This is a genomic window from Pantoea sp. AN62, from assembly GCF_050432985.1.
Lineage (GTDB): Bacteria > Pseudomonadota > Gammaproteobacteria > Enterobacterales > Enterobacteriaceae > Pantoea > Pantoea brenneri.
This window is the reverse complement of sequence record NZ_JBNPYB010000011.1, coordinates 121,968-138,300: the sequence shown is the minus strand read 5'-3', so window position 1 is coordinate 138,300 and position 16,333 is coordinate 121,968. Positions and strand designations below refer to the sequence as shown.

Here is a 16,333-nt window from a genome sequence, read left to right as displayed (position 1 = left end):
TTTTTCTGTGGTTCACACATCGGGAAAATTTACGCCGCTTTTGTTGCCTTGCATTAACAATGCATTAACTATCTGTTGCCATAAAGCCCGAGGATGTGATTTTTGGTCAGACCAAATATCGCATCGGGCTGATGGTGCGCGGCAGGCGGCTGTACGCGTACCACGTTTCCTCTTCCTCTGGAGATAGCGGCATGCAGCTGTGGCAACAAAATTACGATCCGTTGGGCAATATCTGGCTTTCAAGCCTGGTGGCGCTGATTCCGATTCTGTTTTTCTTTTTTGCGCTGATCAAGCTCAGGCTGAAAGGTTATCTGGCGGCCAGCATCACTGTGGGACTGGCGCTGCTGGTGGCACTGTTTCTCTATCAGATGCCGGTGGCGCAGGCACTGGCGTCGGTGGTTTATGGCTTTCTCTATGGCCTGTGGCCAATCGCCTGGATCATTGTCGCGGCGGTCTTCGTCTACAAAATTTCGGTTAAAACCGGTCAGTTCGATATTATCCGCGCCTCAATCCTGTCGATTACGCCCGATCAGCGCCTGCAGATGCTGATTGTCGGCTTCTCGTTTGGTGCCTTCCTTGAAGGGGCCGCCGGCTTTGGCGCGCCAGTGGCGATCACCGCCGCGCTGCTGGTCGGGCTGGGTTTTAATCCGCTGTATGCTGCCGGGCTGTGCCTGATCGTGAATACCGCGCCGGTCGCCTTTGGCGCGATGGGCATTCCGATTATTGTGGCGGGGCAGGTGACCGGACTCGACAGCTTCGCCATCGGGCAGATGGCCGGGCGGCAGTTACCGCTGCTGACGCTGATCGTGCTGTTCTGGATTATGGCGATCATGGATGGCTGGCGCGGCGTCAAAGAGACCTGGCCGGCGGTGCTGGTGGCCGGCGGATCGTTTGCTATCGCCCAGTTCCTTAGCTCCAACTTTCTCGGGCCGGAACTGCCGGATATCATCTCGTCTCTGGCCTCGCTGATTTCGCTGACGCTGTTTCTGCGCGTCTGGAAGCCGGTGCGTATTTTCCGCTTTGAGAATGGCGGCGCAGCGCCAGGCGAGCAGCCCGCCGTTCAGCCGGTGGTACAGCAAAAATACCGGCTCGGGCAGGTGGTACGCGCCTGGATGCCGTTCCTGTTTCTGACTGCGACCGTCACATTGTGGAGCATCCCGCCGTTTAAAGCGCTGTTCGCCAAAGGCGGCGCGCTGGCTGACTGGGTGCTGAACGTACCGGTGCCGCTGCTCAACGAAGGGGTAGCGCGTATGCCGCCGGTCGTAGGCAGCGCCACGCCTTATCCGGCTATCTTTAAGTTCGATCTCTTTTCCGCCACCGGCACCGCGATCCTGATTGCGGCGATCGTCGCGGTACTCTACCTGAAGATGAAACCCAGGGCTGCGCTGCAAACTTTTGGTGAAACGCTGAAAGAGCTGGCGCTGCCGATCTACTCGATTGGCATGGTGCTGGCCTTCGCCTTTATCTCTAACTACTCCGGCCTGTCAGCCACCCTGGCGTTAGCGCTGGCGCACACCGGCCACGCCTTTACCTTTTTCTCGCCGTTCCTCGGCTGGCTCGGGGTGTTCCTGACCGGCTCGGATACCTCGTCGAACGCCCTGTTCGCCGCGCTGCAGGCCACTACCGCGCAGCAGATTGGCGTATCGGACGTGCTGCTGGTGGCGGCCAACACCACCGGCGGCGTCACCGGCAAGATGATCTCGCCGCAGTCGATCGCCATCGCCTGTGCGGCGGTCGGACTGGTTGGCAAAGAGTCTGACCTGTTCCGCTTTACCGTTAAACACAGCCTGATTTTTACCTGTATGGTCGGCGTGATTACCACGCTGCAGGCATATGTCTTCCCCTGGATGATTCCATGAATACCGTTTCCGATCCGCTGGTGACGCGCCTCCGGGCGTATATCACTGAACATCAACTGACACCGGGCATGCGGCTGCCTGCTGAGCGGCAGCTCTCGGCCGAACTCGGGGTGTCGCGCTCGTCGCTGCGTGAAGCGTTACAGCAGCTGATCAGCGGCGGCATGCTGGTCAGCCGTCGCGGCGGCGGCACCTGGGTCCGGCAACAGCTGGAACCCTGGTCGGAACAGCGCATCGTTGAACCGATTCGCCAGTTGTTACGCGACGATCCTGACTATCGCTACGACATTCTCGAGGCACGACATGCGATTGAAGCCAGCACCGCCTGGCACGCAGCGCTGCGTGCCACCGAGGCGGATCGCGAGCGGCTGCAGTACGCCTTCGACGCTACGCTGAAGCTGAAAGAGAGTGACGATCCTGACCTTGCCGCTCAGGCTGACGTGCGCTTTCACCTGGCGATTGCCGAGGCCTCTCACAATCTGGTGCTGCTGCAAACCATGCGCGGTTTCTTCGAACTGCTGCAATCCTCGGTGATGCAAAGCCGCCAGCGGATGTATACCCAGCCGGCGATATTCGCCCGGCTGACGGAGCAACATCAGGCGCTGCTGGACGCCATTCTCGCCGGGGATGCCGAGGGCGCACGCCAGGCGGCGATGCAGCATCTCGGGTTTGTTCACACCACGATGAAAAATCTGCATGAGGATGAAGCGCGCCAGGCGCGCATCACCCGCTTACCGGACACTGAATCACGTAACCGTAAGGAATCTGATTGATGATTATCTCTGCTGCCAGTGACTATCGCGCCGCCGCGCAACGCATCCTGCCACCTTTCCTGTTCCACTATCTCGATGGCGGGGCGTATGCCGAGCACACCCTGCGCCGTAATGTGGAGGATCTCTCTGACGTGGCGCTGCGCCAGCGCATTCTGAAGAACATGTCAGAGCTGAGCCTGGAAACGAAATTATTCAATGAGACGCTGTCAATGCCGGTGGCGCTGGCACCGGTCGGCCTGTGTGGCATGTATGCCCGTCGTGGTGAAGTGCAGGCGGCGCGGGCGGCGGCGCTGAAAGGGATTCCGTTTACTCTGTCGACGGTTTCCGTCTGCCCGATTGAAGAGGTCGCACCGCAGATTAATCGCCCGATGTGGTTCCAGCTCTACGTGCTGCGCGACCGGGGGTTTATGCGCAATGCGCTGGAGCGCGCCAAAGCCGCCGGCTGCTCGACGCTGGTGTTTACCGTCGATATGCCGACGCCAGGGGCGCGTTACCGTGACGCGCACTCCGGCATGAGCGGTAACCATGCGCCGCTGCGCCGCTACTGGCAGGCGGTCACCCATCCGCAGTGGGCGCTGGATGTCGGATTGCAGGGACGGCCACACGATCTGGGCAATATTTCAACCTATCTGGGTAAACCGACCGGGCTGGAAGATTACATCGGCTGGCTGGCGAACAACTTTGATCCTTCGATCAGCTGGAAAGACCTGGAGTGGATCCGTGAATTCTGGGATGGCCCGATGGTGATCAAAGGGATCCTCGATCCGGAGGATGCGCGTGATGCGGTGCGTTTTGGCGCTGACGGTATCGTGGTCTCCAACCATGGCGGACGGCAGCTGGATGGCGTGCTGTCGTCCGCGCGTGCGCTGCCGGCTATTGCTGATGCGGTGAAAGGCGATATCACCATTCTGGCCGATAGCGGTATCCGCAACGGTCTGGATGTGGTGCGGATGATTGCGCTCGGCGCAGACAGCGTCCTGCTGGGACGGGCCTTTATCTATGCGCTGGCGACCCACGGCCAGCGTGGCGTCGAGAACCTGCTCAATCTGATCGAGAAAGAGATGCGGGTTGCGATGACCCTGACCGGGGCGAAGTCAATCAGCGAGATCACCCGTGAATCACTGGTGCAGGCCGAGGCGGTGCTGAACCCGCAGAGCACCCCGCCACGGCCGCGCGCAGTAAGTTAACCGGCGAAAACGCAGACGTTGTCTATACTTAGCTTCTTTACCAACAGGAGGAATAACATGACCATTCATAAGAAAGGTTCGGCGCACTGGGAAGGCGATATCAAGGGCAAAGGCACCGTCAGCACCGAAAGTGGCGTGCTGAGCCAGCAACCTTATGGTTTCAACACCCGCTTTGAAGGCGAGAAGGGCACCAACCCGGAAGAGCTGATTGGTGCGGCGCATGCAGCCTGTTTCTCCATGGCGTTATCGCTGATGCTGGGCCAGGCGGGTCATCCGCCAGAAAGTATCGACACCACTGCGGACGTCTCGCTGGATAAGAAAGGTGACGGCTTCGCCATTACCAAAATAGCGCTGACCAGCACCATTTCGCTGCCAGGCATTGATGAATCGACCTTCGATGAGATCATCAATAAAGCCAAAGCGGGTTGCCCGGTTTCTCAGGTGCTGAATGCGGAAATCACGCTGGACTACACCCTGAATAACTGATGCCGTCCACCGGTCGCCTTTTTGCGGCCGGGGCGTTATGCTACGCAGTACCGGTCCTGCAGCTGACCGAATCAGATGCGCCTTGTGGCGCATCTTCGCTTTCTGACAGGGAGGAAACCGATGTGACGAAGTATCGGGCGGCAAAAAAGCACTGGAAAATGGTGCTGGTTCTGTTTTGCATCTGTGGCGCGCTGCTGCTGATACGCTGGGCTGCGATGATTTGGGCCTGACCGGATGAACAGGATCTGCCGCCATAAGCTGGGCATATTATTGATGGTGATACTGGTACTTGAAGCGATTCACTTCCTGCTGACCGCCTCCTGGCTGCCGTGGCAATAGCGTCGCCCGGACGTCAACTTTTCACGCCGCCGTGACAATAATGCCGATCAGACGTACGCGTCTTCCCGCCGCCGGGCACGCACGTCGCTGCGCGCAATGCGATACGCCTTGCGTGGGTCACCGACCACAAACTCAAAGGTCGGCGTATAGTAAAACGGCAACCAGCCGCCGAAGCCGCTTTCCCATTCCCAGCGAACCGGGCAGGGCCACAGAATGCCATCATACAAAATGTAATAAACCCAGCGTCCGTTTGGACGACGGGGACGTGATGTTTTCATGGGATTCACAACGGTAGTAGTCAACAACAGCTCATATTTTGTACGCTAAAGCGTCAGCTTGCAACGTTACAGTCGGGTTTATTGTAGTTGGCCCTGTTTTAACGATGCACTTCACCGCACAGCAGGACCACATTGGGCCTGACTTTATGAATACGGTTCGCCATGGTTTCACAGGCGCTTTTGGTCGGAAAGATGTGCTCCGAAACCGGTAAAGCCTCACAGGCATCGTAGCCGCACGCGCTCACTAATAACACAAATCCAATTAACATAGATCGACTCCTTTGCACGGTCTGGTGGTCCGGACTGTGGTGCTTTTTATCCCTTTTTTTGATCCAGTATAGTCAAACGCGTCGGGGGCAGCATTACCCGCCCGAGCTATAGCCACCCGCAGACCGGAAGGCCGACAGCGATACGGGACTGCAGGCGAGAGAACCGGGCACCCTCAGCCCGCGAAATACCAGGCAGGCAGCAGGGCGATCAGGTTATTGAGGGTGTGGAGGAAAATCGGCAACGCCAGGCTATTACTGCGTAAGCGCGCGTAGCACAGCAGCAGCGAAAACAGCGTCAGTGCGATAATCGTCTGCCAGTGAACGTATTGGGTATGCATCACCGCGAACAGCAGCGAGGTGAGCAACATACAGGCGAAGCGGCTGCGGGGCGCCCACAACAGGAAAGCCTGCAACAGAAAACCGCGAAACAGCACCTCTTCAAACACCGGTGCCAGCAGCACCGCCGTCAGCAGCAGGATCAGCAACGAGTTACGTCCCTGCTGCGCCTGCATCACCAGCCAGCCTTCCGGCTGCATAAACTGCATCTGCGCCGCCATCAGCACAAACAGCGCGCCGGTAAACAGCAGCGTCTGCAGCGTACGCAGTTCACCCAGCGGTAAATCGGTGCGGCGCTGACAGTAAAAGCGATAGAGCGGATAGATCACCGCAAATTCAAACAAACAGAGCACCGGCACCAGCAGACCGTCATTACGCAGCACGCCGTAATTAGGGAACAGCGTGATCAGCATGGTGACAAGGTAATAGACCACAAAGCTGCCGACGTAGAACAGCGTCAGTGTCACTCTGTCGGAATTGGTATTCATAGGCGACCCAGCCAGCGAAGGTTAGCGCATAGTAGCAATGCGCCTGATCGCTGTCGAGTCAGCCAATGACACAATATTTAAGCGCTAAATTTTAACCGCAGACTAAACACCCGACGGCACGGGCCGATAACTGAGGAAACAAATCGGGTCAGCTCGGCGCTTCACCGGGCGGGCCTGTTATCCCAAACGGACTTTATGTCGTGTAGTGAGTACTTTTAATGACTTTTGACCCTCCGGCACCGCCGTCACCCTCTTTTGCGCATGCAGCGGAAGATCGCACTGTCCGCTTTACGCGGCGCAGCCTGCGCACGCTTTCGCTGCTGCTGTTCGGTGTGCTGATACTGTCGATGCTGATGGTGCTGACCATCGCTCAGCGACAGAATAGCGAGTCGATGGCGCACGACCAGTTGCTGATGCAGCAAACGTGGAAAAGTCGCCAGGACGCGATGGTCACCGATATCCGTGACTATGCCTTCTGGGGTGAGGCCTGGCGTAACCTGCACCTGACGGTGAATAAAGTCTGGGCCTACGACGAAGAGAACTTTGGACCGGGCCTGTATGAGGAGTATCACTACGAGGGCGTGTTCGTCGTCGACGGTCACGGACGCACCAGCTACGCGGTGATTAACGGCCAGCTCTCCGATACGCCGCTGGAAGCCTGGCTTGGCAGTCAGAGCCGCGAAATGATTGCAGCCGCGCGTCAGCTCAACAACGCTGCTCTGGTGCGTAACGCCATCATTAATCGTCAGGCAGCCATTGTGGTCGCCGCGCCGATCAGCCGCGGCAAAGTCGCTGCGCTGCCGCTGAAATCGGGGCCGCCGTCGATCATGGTGTTCGTGAATCTGTTTACCCCCGCCAAGCTGAAAGAGCTGGGTGCGGCGCTGGACGTGCGCGGACCGCGGCTGGCCAGCAGCGCGCTGGATGCCGAACGCGAACCGCGGATGCTGCAGCCGATTACCGGCAGTACGCCGATGGTGCTGCGCTGGACGCCGAAAATGCCGGGCATGGGGCTGATCTGGTTCCTGCTGCCGCTGCTGGTGATGATGGCGATTATTATCGGGATGATCACCCGCCGCGTCAGCCGTCACGCGCTGTACAACGCCATTCTCTCCGATCGACGCTTTGCCATGCTGGCGATCAGTCAGCAGGAGCTGGCAAACAGCGAGGCCCGTTTCCGCGATCTGGCTGAAGCCGCGTCGGACTGGATCTGGGAGACCGATGAAGAGGGCCGCCTGATCTACCTGTCGGCGCGTTTTCACACCGTAACCGGCCATGAAATCTCCCAGTGGCTGGGGCGTCATATCGATCACTTGCTGACTCACCCCAGCCATTCACTGGTCACCTGGCTACTTCGCCAGGAGCAGGAGCCGCAACAGATGCCGCTGCGCTGCCAGTTTATGTCGGCGCACGGAGACCGGCGGATTGGTCAGCTGGTGGCGAAAACCGTCTGGCACGATCGGCGCTGCATCGGTTTCCGCGGCACGGTGTCAGACATTACCCAGGGAATGGAGGCCGAAGCGCGTATTCAGTTCCTGTCGCGTCACGATGTATTAACCGGCTTGCCCAACCGCGTCCATTTGCAGGAGTTCCTGACGCACCATCTTGAGCTGGCCGACGAAAGCAATCCGCTGATGATTATCAGCCTCGATCTCGATCAATTCCGGCCGATCAACGAAACCTGGGGCCATGCGGCAGGCGATGGCGTACTGAATCAGATGGCCCAGCGCCTGAAAAGCGCTATCGGGCCGCATGAGCTGGCGGCGCGGCTGGGCGGCGATGAGTTTGTACTGGTGCTGCGTGAAGGCAGCCGTGACAAGGTCGATGAACGTTGCGCCCAACTGGTACACGACGTCCAGCAGCCGATCACCACTGGCCAGCACGTTCACTACCTCACCGCCAGCCTCGGCATCGCCTGTGCGCCACAGGATGCCAGCCACCCGGAAGCGCTACTGCGGATGTCCGACATTGCGCTGAATGAAGCGCGTGAAGCCGGACGTAATCAGTGGGTCTGGTACGCCAACGAGATGGCGAACCAGCGCAACAGTAAGCGCGACATGGCGCAGCGTATTGAGAAAGCGCTAAAGAACAACGAATTCCGGCTGCACTATCAGCCGCGCTATCAGCTGCTGAGCGGACAACTGGCCGGCGCAGAAGCATTGATCCGCTGGCAGATCGCGCCTGATCAGTGGATCACGCCGGATCGCTTTATACCGCTGGCGGAAGAGAGCGGGCTGATCGCTACCATCAGCGACTGGGTACTGATGCGCGCCTGTGAAGATGCGCTGGCCTGGGGAGGCGATCGTTATGTGTCGGTTAATATTTCCCCGATGGAGTTTCGCACCACCGACCTGGTTCAGCGGGTGGCGAATACGCTGGCGCGCAGCGGCCTGCCAGCGACGCGGCTGGAGCTGGAAATTACCGAAAATGTCACCTTTGAACATCCCCAGCACGCGCTGGAAGTGATGCAGGGTTTGCGCTCGCTGGGCGTGCGTCTGACGGTTGACGATTTTGGCACCGGCTATGCTGCGCTCGGCTACCTGAAAACTTTCCCGTTCAACGGTCTGAAGATCGATCGTTCATGGATGAAAGATTTTCCGGAGTCACAACAGGCGCAGTCGGTAGTGGCAGGGATTATTGCGCTGGCGCGCGCGTTTGCGTTGACTATTACCGCAGAGGGGATTGAGACAGAAGCGCAACTGAATCAGCTCAAGCTGCTATCGTGCGAAGAGGGGCAAGGCTACTTCCTCGGTCGACCGATGCCGCTGGCCGCATTCAGCACGCTTCTGGAAAGAACTACGCAAAGTCCGCCTGAGCAGAGTTAGCGGACTTTAACGGCCACGGCGGTCATCAGCATGGCACAGACGATAAAAATGATAAGTTCCATGATTTCACCTCTCTGGACCTCAGAATATTCTTAAGTATTTTAGCCGCTGACTGTCGTATTTTTAGGCAGCAAGTGCGATTAATCTTAAAAAATGACGCTGATAGCGCAGCGAATTGGCGGTCAGTGGGGATAACTTTACTTTTTTAGGGTTCAGCTCAGCGGGCGCGCTTTGCTACTCTTGGGGCAGGGTTTTACACGTCCAACAGGAGATCACACGTGAAACATTATGGAAAAGCGCTGCTGGTGCTGGGTCTGTTTACATTAACGGCCTGTCAATCTGCCAGCAAACCCGACACCACCACCGCGCCGCAGGACCCGGAAGCGGACCGCTGCGGTGCCTCGCAGTATCAGCATTATGTCGGCAAACCATTAACCTCACTGCAGGGTCAGCATTTTGACCAGAAGGTGCGGGCTATCCCGTATAACTCCGCCGTCACCATGGACTTCAACCTCAGCCGGCTGAACTTCCTGGCTGACAAGAGCGGCAATATCAGCCAGGTTTATTGCGGTTAACCCTGAATCAGGCGGTTTGTCATAGCATTGTCATAACGGCAGGCGAGGATAGAGCGGCGTTTAAGAGACTTCCTCGTCACTCTCCATAGACAATGCTCGTCTTGTTTATTCCCGCTCCGGCGGGAATTTTTTTATCGCCTTCAGTGCGATAAGGGAGCACAAATGCAGCGGATCATCGGGGCGTTCCTGCCCGTCCTACTTCTCAGTTCGTCACTGGCGTACGCCTCAACCGACACTGCCTGGCAGCAGAGCCGTCAGGTGATGACGCAGGCCTGTATCAACGCCAGCACCCTGAGCAAGGTCAGAGTCCTCGGCGAGATTATCGATTATGACGATAGCGTGGGTTACAGCGCGCTGCTGCTGGAAGGCCGCTATCCGCAGCCACAGATGCGGAATAAGCGTGGACGGGAGCTTTGTCTGTTTCAGCGCAGCAGCGGACGCGCCAGCGTCAGCGAAGCCGATCAGCTGCGCTGGGTGAAATAAGCGACTACTCTTCCGGCCGCGTTTCCATCAGCTGCGCCAGCAGGGTGCGGTAATTCTGTAGCCGCGTCTCATCGCCTTCGACCTCGAGTTTGTCGATCACCCGTGCGACGATGGTCTTATTGGTGGCGGGCTGTCCCGCCTCCATCAGTTCACGCAGTATGACCGCCAGCAGGTCAGACTCAGGCGGTATCCGCCAGTCCGGGCTATTGAAATAGTCGGTGATAGCTCGGCTGGCGCTGTTAGGTTGCACTCTCATTCCCTACCTCCGCTAAAACAACAACGCCCCTTACGCCGTGGCATAAGGGCTGGGTTTCTCTCCATTGAGTCAGCTCACCTCGCATCTTACTGACGGCGGGCACCGTCATTGTGAGGCTACTGCGTCTGTCAGAATGATCGACGCACCGCACGAGACTGGCGGTTTTTTAAACATAGAACCGGGGGGGATAATTGTCAGTAACAGGCTGAAATATTTTTTCATAGTGATAATTGCCCGATGCGCTACAGGCCGGTTTTGACACCGGAAGCTGCTGTAAACGTTGGCGTAAGGAAAATTTGTGCCAGGCCGTATGCTGAATCAAAGCGGAAAACAGCGTTTTACCGTCTGTGCCATGTTTTGTCAGTCGACAAAGTCAGGGGCGCGGTAAACTTAAGCTTCTCTTTCCTGCAAACCTTCTGCTGATGCCACGCGTAATTGAACCCTGGAAAATTAACCTGATTTCGGTCTGGTTTGGCTGCTTTTTTACCGGCCTGGCGATCAGCCAGATCATTCCGTTTCTGCCGCTCTACCTTGAACAGCTTGGCGTTAGCGGTGGCGAATCGCTCAGCCTGTGGTCTGGGCTGACCTTCAGCATCACCTTTGTCATTTCGGCGGCGGTCGCGCCGCTGTGGGGCAGCCTGGCGGATCGAAAAGGGCGCAAACTGATGTTGCTGCGTGCCGCTTTTGGCATGGGCGTGGTGATTCTGCTGCAGGCGTTTGTCACCGAGGCGTGGCAACTGCTACTGCTGCGCGCGCTGATGGGGCTGACCTCCGGCTATATTCCTAATGCCATGGCGCTGGTGGCGGCGCAGGTGCCGCGTGAACGCAGCGGCTGGGCGCTGAGCTGCGTCTCCACCGGTCAGATTGGCGGGGTGATCCTCGGGCCGATGCTGGGCGGCCTGCTGGCAGACTGGGTCGGATTACGCACCGTGTTTATTGTCACCGCGGTGCTGCTGATGGTCAGCTTCCTGGTCACCTTGTTTTTGATTAAAGAGACCGGATACACCCCGGTCAGCAAAAAAGATAAGCTCAGCGGGCGCGAGGTGTTCCGTTCGCTGGATAACCCGAAGCTGATGGTCTGTCTGTTTTTCACCACCATGGTGATTCAGATGTGCAACGGATCGGTGAACCCGATCCTGACGCTGTTTGTGCGCGAACTGGCACCTGCCGCAGAGAACATCGCCTTTCTCAGCGGCGTTATCGCTGCGTTACCGGGCGTGTCAGCACTGCTCGCCGCGCCCCGACTGGGGCGGTTAGGCGATCGCATCGGCACCCAGCGGATTCTGCTGGCCACTATGGTGATCTCGCTGCTGCTGTTTGTCGCCATGTCGTTTGTCACCAGCGCCACCCAGCTTGGGGTACTGCGTTTTCTGCTGGGATTTGCCGATGGCGCCATGATGCCGGCGGTGCAGACGCTGCTGGTGCGCCATTCACGCGACAACATCACCGGCCGTATCTTTGGCTATAACCAGTCGTTCATGTACCTGGGCAACGTTGCCGGTCCGCTGCTCGGTGCAGCGGTGTCGGCGGTGGCGGGCTTCCGTTGGGTCTTCTTCGCCACCGCCGTGGTGGTGCTGATTAACGTGGTGTTTCTGAAGCGCTTCTATCGCCGTCCGAAAACCCCTCTGCCGGCGTCGGCTGGCAAATCGTCAGCTCCGCCTGCCAGCGCTGCTGAGTCAGCAAAAACTCAGGACTGACGCTCGGACTCCAGGAATCATCGCCGCCCACGCCCATATGATGCAGATCCAGATGCAGCCAGCAGCCCGCTTCGGGCTGTAGCAGATGGCGATGTGAGGTGTCGCGTAATTGCTCCAGACTGAAGCGGCTGAGCGAAAAGGCAAAATCGCCTCTGACCTGCCAGCTGCCGCTGTCGAGCTGGCGGGTGCCTCCACGCAACCCGTTTTCACTCGGGAAAACATAGGGTGTTGTCAGCTGCTGCAACGGCAGTTGCCAGCGCGAGAAGCGGGCAGCTAACTGGCGATCGGGATAGTTTTCATGCGGCCCCAGTCCGAGCCAGCTGACCTGCTGCGGCAGGGTGGCCAGCTGGCAGCGCAGACCGATTCGCGCTGGCGGCGGCAGGCCGGGTGACTGCTCAACGAACAGGTTTATCTGCATCTCGCCCTGGGCACTGATCTGGTAGCGTTTGCGGCTGATAAAGGCCAGCTGGTCATTGGCGTACCAGCCGTGCAGCGTGTCGATTTGTACCGTCTGCGGCAGGCTGCTGGCTTCGATGGATATCAGGCTGCGGGTCATCTGGTCATAACCGGCGGCTTTCCAGCGCTCGGCCCAGGCATTGGGATCGACCCGTTCAGCTTCGCTGGTGCCGATGTCATTATCCAGCGGCGCCCGGATAAAGCAGTCACGCAACGGTGAGAGCAGCGTGGGTTGCTGATTAACGTACCACTGCGCCAGTTCGCCGCTGTGGCGTGAAAAGCACCAGCGCTGCTGCTGATGGGTGACGTGAATTTCGCCCTCCTCCTCATGCAGTACCGGCGCACTGCCCGACGCCGGCGGCGAGGGCAGCACCAGCGTCGACGGCAGCGGCCATTGATGCCAGGCAACGCACCAGTCTGCGGGACTCCACTCGGTGGCTTCAACCTGATGTACCGCCAGATTGAGCCAGCATTCTCCCTGCAGCCCGGCGGGCGGCGGCAGCGTAATGCGTTGCCGTCCCTGCGCAGCGAGGTCCAGCCGCACTTCACCTTCAGCCACCCGTTCCCCCGCCTGCTCGATACTCCAGCGCAGCACTTCATTGTCGCTACGCCGGAACAGGTATTCACTGCTGACGGTCACGCTGAACGGATCGGCCGCATCGGCCTCGAACTGATAAAACTGCTGAGCGCGCTGCGCTTCAAACAGTGCCGGGTGCGGGCTGCGATCGGCAAACACCAGCCCGTTCATACAGAACTGGCGGTCGTTAGGCTTATCGCCGAAATCGCCGCCGTAAGCCTGCCACGGCTGGCCCTGCTGGTCATAGCGGGTCAGGCTTTGATCGACCCAGTCCCAGACAAAGCCGCCCTGTAAGCGGGGAAACTGACGAAAGGCCTGCCAGTATTTAGCGAAACCGCCAAAGCTGTTGCCCATCGCATGCGCGTATTCACACAGGATCAGCGGACGGGTTTCACCCGGCAGGCTAATCCACTTCTTCAGCGACCATTTCGGCACGGCGGGGAAGGGTTGATCCTGATCGACCCGGGCGTACATCGGACAAATAATGTCGGTGGCCGCGGTGTCGGCACCGCCGCCTTCATACTGGACCGGGCGGGTCGGGTCGGCGCTTTTAACCCAGCGATAGAGCGCATCATGAGTGCTGCCGTGCCCCGACTCGTTGCCCAGCGACCAGATAATGATGCTGCAGTGGTTACGATCGCGCTGCACCATGCGGGTTACGCGTTCGCTGTAAGCAGCAAACCAGCGCGGATCGTCTGAAAGCCGGTTCATCGGCTGCATGCCGTGGGTTTCAATATTGGCTTCATCCACCACATACAAACCGTAGCGATCGCACAGCCGGTACCACAACGGATGATTCGGGTAGTGCGAGCAGCGCACGGCATTAAAATTGTGCTGTTTCATCAGTGTAATATCGCGGCGCATCGTCTCCTCATCCATCACCTGACCGCGCTCAGGATGGTGCTCATGACGGTTGGTGCCGCGGATTAACAACGGTTTGCCGTTCAGGCACAGCAGGCCATTATCAATCGTGACCTGACGGAAGCCGACGTCATAGGCTTCCACTTCGATGACCTGCTGATTCTTATCCAGCAGCGCCAGCGTGGCGCGATAAAGATGCGGCGTTTCGGCGCTCCACAACTGGGGCTGTTCCACCCGCAGACGCAGCAGGGCGCGTTCCGGATAGTGGCCGCGCTCGTCAATAATCTCGCTGCCGGGCGTCTGCTGGCACTGCGCTATCTGCCGATCTCCCTGCCACAGCGTCAGGCGCAGCTTAACATCGGCGCAGGCCGCGGCGGGCCAGGCTATCTTCACCTCGGCCCGCAGCTCGGCACTGGAAAATTCCGGACTGAGCCGGGTTTCAAGCTGAACGTCGGCCAGCTGGACCGTCGGTTTATGCAGCAGGGTGACATCGCGGAAGATGCCGCTCATCCGCCACATATCCTGATCTTCCAGATAGCTGCCATCGCTCCAGCGCAGCACCATCACCCCCAGCCGGTTATTGCCGGGCCGCAGACAGGCGGTTAAATCGAATTCGGCCGGCAGACGGCTATCCTGCGAGTAGCCGATCCACTGGCCGTTACACCAAAGATGAAAGGCCGAGTTGACTCCGTCGAAGATGATGCGGGTCTGGCCGCTGGCCTGCCACTGCGCGTCGCTAGTGAATGTGAGCGAGTAACAACCGGTCGGGTTTTGCTGCGGCACATAAGGCGGATTGACCGGAATCGGGTATTGCACGTTGGTATAGACCGGCGCGTCGTAGCCGTGCATCTGCCAGTTTGCCGGTACCGGAAGAGTGGCGGCATCGGGCAGATCCTGCAGCAGCCAGCTGGCAGGAACCGCTTCAGGCTGCGTGAAATAGCTAAAATTCCACTGACCGTTGAGGATCTTTAACGAGGAGGAGGGGCGATCGTCGCGCGCGGCAGTCTCGTCGCGCCAGCTGGCGAACGGCGGATGGGCATCCAGTCGGTGCAGCCCGGTGATTACCGGATTTTCCCAGTCGCGTCGGGAAATAATGTCATGAAAAGCAGCCTGAGACATGATGAGCTCCTTGAATTGTAATGCGCTCACAATGCGCAAAAATGTTCAGACTGTAAAGCGTCTGCCTTAACGTTTTGAACAAAATAAGCGGATCGCCGTGGGCCGGATTAGCCGACAGATGTTGAGATTGTGGCGTCTTACTGGCTGTAAAGTGTTAAGCCTGGTCAGCAAAGATGAATAGCCGCCCGATACGGAGGATTCTCACTTGTCGGCCTGCAGGCGTCTCCCTACACTCAGCCCGATTTCTTTATCCTGAGGTTGATATGGTACGACTGATTAAGCTGACTGCCGTTGTGGCATTGGTTACCGCGCTGAGCGGATGTATTTTCCCTCCTCCGGGCGGCGGCGGCGGTTGGGGTGGACATGGCGGCGGACATGGCGGCGGGCCGGGTCGCGGCTTTGTCGATCCTCGTTAACGCTTAACGGGCGGTTTCAGGCGGGCGAAACGTTACGCGGCGGCACTTTTCGCTGGCAAAACGTTTCGCCAGCATCAACAGCCCGCATCGGTGCAGGCGCACGCCAGGCGCCATAGGTTAACTGCCTGACAAAAGAGGGATTGCCCTCTGTTTTTTTTATTTCACCAGTGCTAATTTCTGCTTTTCTTCTCTGCTGAGATCACAGCATGAAAAACCTGATAGCTGAACTACTGGTTAAACTGGCTGAAAAAGAAGAGGCGTCAAAAGAACAGGTCGCCCAGATTGAGGCGCTGGAAATCGTGGTCACCGCGCTGGTGCGTAAGCTGGATCCGCAACAGCACCAGGCCATTACCTCCAGCATTGAAACGGCAATGGACAATGCGGCCGACGCCAGTGATGAAAACGCCGTGCTGCTGCGTAATTACATCGACAGGCTGCTCAGGCATCCGCGTGTCTGACCGTGCGTGGCGCGGGCCTGATTTGCGATCCTGGCAGCAGTTCCGCCTGAAATTCCCCCGCTTTGCTTAATCACTGCCAGAATCAGAATGGCTAACACACAATGGAGAAGATACGATGAAAATCGGTTTAACGGCGATGATGATGGCAGGGCTGCTGGTCAGCGGTATAGCCAGCGCGGCGGATAAAACGCCGCAGCAGGAGAAGATGTCGATGTGTAATCAGCATGCCAGCTCACAAAACCTCAAAGGCGATGCCCGTAAAAGCTTTATGAGTGACTGTCTGAAGAAGGACAGCAAGCTGTCGGGCATGTCGCCTCAGCAGATGAAAATGAAAACCTGCAACAGCGAAGCCGGAAATAAACAGCTCGCGGGCGATGCCCGTAAAACCTTTATGAGTCAGTGCCTGAAAAAAAGCTGACGCCTGCCGGCCACCCGGGTGGCCGCTTTTTCCTTCCCGCCTCCGCTGATTAAATTTCCTGATAAAACAGCCCGCTACCCGCCTCGTTAACATTCCGACATGAGCCGTGTGATTCCTTTGCCACACTTACTGTTTGTAGGGGTTTGCGCAGCAGCGGATATTTTGCTGCGCATCCGATAACCA

17 protein-coding genes are annotated in these 16,333 nt (G+C 58.3%); 12 read left to right on the top strand and 5 right to left on the bottom strand.

Going from position 1 to position 16,333, the window contains the following annotated elements:
- The first annotated feature begins 191 nt into the window (after positions 1 to 191).
- The 5 genes from lldP (at position 192) to yniD (ending at position 4,532) form a co-directional block, all read left to right on the top strand.
- Positions 192 to 1,859: an L-lactate permease gene (gene lldP / locus FHW04_RS14470; protein WP_089562357.1), complete on the top strand. Its 1,668-nt coding sequence runs from the start codon at positions 192 to 194 to the stop codon at positions 1,857 to 1,859.
- Positions 1,856 to 2,629, top strand: a complete 774-nt coding sequence (lldR, locus tag FHW04_RS14465) for a transcriptional regulator LldR (RefSeq protein WP_031377844.1) — start codon at positions 1,856 to 1,858, stop codon at positions 2,627 to 2,629. The genes lldP and lldR overlap by 4 nt, the downstream gene beginning before the upstream one ends.
- A complete protein-coding gene (gene lldD, locus FHW04_RS14460) occupies positions 2,629 to 3,816 on the top strand; it encodes an FMN-dependent L-lactate dehydrogenase LldD (RefSeq protein ID WP_089562356.1) in 1,188 nt (395 codons plus the stop codon). The genes lldR and lldD overlap by 1 nt, the downstream gene beginning before the upstream one ends.
- Before the next feature lie 57 nt (positions 3,817 to 3,873).
- On the top strand, positions 3,874 to 4,302 hold the full coding sequence (locus FHW04_RS14455; RefSeq protein WP_031377843.1) for an OsmC family protein: 429 nt from the start codon (positions 3,874 to 3,876) through the stop codon (positions 4,300 to 4,302).
- 122 nt (positions 4,303 to 4,424) lie between these two features.
- Positions 4,425 to 4,532: a small membrane protein YniD gene (gene yniD, locus FHW04_RS14450; RefSeq protein WP_236566394.1), complete on the top strand. Its 108-nt coding sequence runs from the start codon at positions 4,425 to 4,427 to the stop codon at positions 4,530 to 4,532.
- Between the two features lie 156 nt (positions 4,533 to 4,688).
- Here yniD and FHW04_RS14445 read toward each other — a convergent pair whose 3' ends face one another.
- The 3 genes from FHW04_RS14445 to FHW04_RS14435 all read right to left on the bottom strand — a co-directional run bounded on the left by FHW04_RS14445 (position 4,689) and on the right by FHW04_RS14435 (position 6,012).
- Positions 4,689 to 4,919, bottom strand: a complete 231-nt coding sequence (locus tag FHW04_RS14445; protein ID WP_031377842.1) for a hypothetical protein — start codon at positions 4,917 to 4,919, stop codon at positions 4,689 to 4,691.
- A 98-nt stretch (positions 4,920 to 5,017) separates the two neighbouring features.
- A complete protein-coding gene (locus FHW04_RS14440; protein ID WP_089562355.1) occupies positions 5,018 to 5,188 on the bottom strand; it encodes a hypothetical protein in 171 nt (56 codons plus the stop codon).
- 173 nt (positions 5,189 to 5,361) lie between these two features.
- On the bottom strand, positions 5,362 to 6,012 hold the full coding sequence (locus tag FHW04_RS14435; RefSeq protein WP_031377841.1) for a CPBP family intramembrane glutamic endopeptidase: 651 nt from the start codon (positions 6,010 to 6,012) through the stop codon (positions 5,362 to 5,364).
- A 218-nt stretch (positions 6,013 to 6,230) separates the two neighbouring features.
- On the opposite strand from FHW04_RS14435, the gene FHW04_RS14430 reads away from it, so the two are divergent.
- The 3 genes from FHW04_RS14430 to FHW04_RS14420 all read left to right on the top strand — a co-directional run bounded on the left by FHW04_RS14430 (position 6,231) and on the right by FHW04_RS14420 (position 9,892).
- On the top strand, positions 6,231 to 8,834 hold the full coding sequence (locus tag FHW04_RS14430) for a bifunctional diguanylate cyclase/phosphodiesterase (RefSeq protein WP_089562354.1): 2,604 nt from the start codon (positions 6,231 to 6,233) through the stop codon (positions 8,832 to 8,834).
- A 278-nt stretch (positions 8,835 to 9,112) separates the two neighbouring features.
- Positions 9,113 to 9,409: an I78 family peptidase inhibitor gene (locus FHW04_RS14425; protein WP_031377839.1), complete on the top strand. Its 297-nt coding sequence runs from the start codon at positions 9,113 to 9,115 to the stop codon at positions 9,407 to 9,409.
- A 162-nt stretch (positions 9,410 to 9,571) separates the two neighbouring features.
- Complete coding sequence (locus FHW04_RS14420) at positions 9,572 to 9,892, top strand: hypothetical protein (RefSeq protein ID WP_031377838.1); 321 nt, start codon at positions 9,572 to 9,574, stop codon at positions 9,890 to 9,892.
- Positions 9,893 to 9,896: 4 nt separating this feature from the next.
- Here FHW04_RS14420 and FHW04_RS14415 read toward each other — a convergent pair whose 3' ends face one another.
- Positions 9,897 to 10,148 carry a biofilm development regulator YmgB/AriR family protein gene (locus FHW04_RS14415; protein WP_031377837.1) on the bottom strand — a complete coding sequence of 84 codons (252 nt, stop codon included), beginning with the start codon at positions 10,146 to 10,148 and terminating at the stop codon, positions 9,897 to 9,899.
- A gap of 422 nt (positions 10,149 to 10,570) precedes the next feature.
- Between FHW04_RS14415 and FHW04_RS14410 the strand changes: the two genes are divergently transcribed.
- Positions 10,571 to 11,845: a multidrug efflux MFS transporter gene (locus tag FHW04_RS14410; protein WP_072050998.1), complete on the top strand. Its 1,275-nt coding sequence runs from the start codon at positions 10,571 to 10,573 to the stop codon at positions 11,843 to 11,845.
- Here the strand turns inward: FHW04_RS14410 and FHW04_RS14405 are convergent.
- On the bottom strand, positions 11,727 to 14,858 hold the full coding sequence (locus FHW04_RS14405; RefSeq protein WP_179420091.1) for a beta-galactosidase: 3,132 nt from the start codon (positions 14,856 to 14,858) through the stop codon (positions 11,727 to 11,729). The two genes, FHW04_RS14410 and FHW04_RS14405, sit on opposite strands and share 119 nt — an antisense overlap.
- 263 nt (positions 14,859 to 15,121) lie before the next feature.
- Here FHW04_RS14405 and FHW04_RS14400 point away from each other — a divergent pair, with 263 nt between their 5' ends.
- The 3 genes from FHW04_RS14400 (at position 15,122) to FHW04_RS14390 (ending at position 16,150) form a co-directional block, all read left to right on the top strand.
- Entirely contained in the window at positions 15,122 to 15,274 is a 153-nt protein-coding gene (locus FHW04_RS14400) for a hypothetical protein (RefSeq protein ID WP_162836820.1), read from the top strand.
- A gap of 206 nt (positions 15,275 to 15,480) precedes the next feature.
- Positions 15,481 to 15,732, top strand: a complete 252-nt coding sequence (iraP, locus tag FHW04_RS14395) for an anti-adapter protein IraP (RefSeq protein ID WP_069727918.1) — start codon at positions 15,481 to 15,483, stop codon at positions 15,730 to 15,732.
- A 115-nt stretch (positions 15,733 to 15,847) separates the two neighbouring features.
- Positions 15,848 to 16,150, top strand: coding sequence for a PsiF family protein (locus FHW04_RS14390; protein ID WP_031377832.1), 303 nt, complete (start codon positions 15,848 to 15,850; stop codon positions 16,148 to 16,150).
- Positions 16,151 to 16,333: the final 183 nt, after the last annotated feature.

What these genes read in the sequence shown, in the direction of transcription:
- lldP (WP_089562357.1), top strand. Translation starts at nt 192, where the DNA reads ATGCAGCTGTGGCAACAAAATTACGATCCGTTGGGCAATATCTGGCTT.
- lldR (WP_031377844.1), top strand. Translation starts at nt 1,856, where the DNA reads ATGAATACCGTTTCCGATCCGCTGGTGACGCGCCTCCGGGCGTATATC.
- lldD (WP_089562356.1), top strand. Translation starts at nt 2,629, where the DNA reads ATGATTATCTCTGCTGCCAGTGACTATCGCGCCGCCGCGCAACGCATC.
- FHW04_RS14455 (WP_031377843.1), top strand. Translation starts at nt 3,874, where the DNA reads ATGACCATTCATAAGAAAGGTTCGGCGCACTGGGAAGGCGATATCAAG.
- FHW04_RS14445 (WP_031377842.1), bottom strand. Translation starts at nt 4,919, where the DNA reads ATGAAAACATCACGTCCCCGTCGTCCAAACGGACGCTGGGTTTATTAC.
- FHW04_RS14440 (WP_089562355.1), bottom strand. Translation starts at nt 5,188, where the DNA reads ATGTTAATTGGATTTGTGTTATTAGTGAGCGCGTGCGGCTACGATGCC.
- FHW04_RS14435 (WP_031377841.1), bottom strand. Translation starts at nt 6,012, where the DNA reads ATGAATACCAATTCCGACAGAGTGACACTGACGCTGTTCTACGTCGGC.
- FHW04_RS14430 (WP_089562354.1), top strand. Translation starts at nt 6,231, where the DNA reads ATGACTTTTGACCCTCCGGCACCGCCGTCACCCTCTTTTGCGCATGCA.
- FHW04_RS14420 (WP_031377838.1), top strand. Translation starts at nt 9,572, where the DNA reads ATGCAGCGGATCATCGGGGCGTTCCTGCCCGTCCTACTTCTCAGTTCG.
- FHW04_RS14415 (WP_031377837.1), bottom strand. Translation starts at nt 10,148, where the DNA reads ATGAGAGTGCAACCTAACAGCGCCAGCCGAGCTATCACCGACTATTTC.
- FHW04_RS14410 (WP_072050998.1), top strand. Translation starts at nt 10,571, where the DNA reads ATGCCACGCGTAATTGAACCCTGGAAAATTAACCTGATTTCGGTCTGG.
- FHW04_RS14405 (WP_179420091.1), bottom strand. Translation starts at nt 14,858, where the DNA reads ATGTCTCAGGCTGCTTTTCATGACATTATTTCCCGACGCGACTGGGAA.
- FHW04_RS14400 (WP_162836820.1), top strand. Translation starts at nt 15,122, where the DNA reads ATGGTACGACTGATTAAGCTGACTGCCGTTGTGGCATTGGTTACCGCG.
- iraP (WP_069727918.1), top strand. Translation starts at nt 15,481, where the DNA reads ATGAAAAACCTGATAGCTGAACTACTGGTTAAACTGGCTGAAAAAGAA.
- FHW04_RS14390 (WP_031377832.1), top strand. Translation starts at nt 15,848, where the DNA reads ATGAAAATCGGTTTAACGGCGATGATGATGGCAGGGCTGCTGGTCAGC.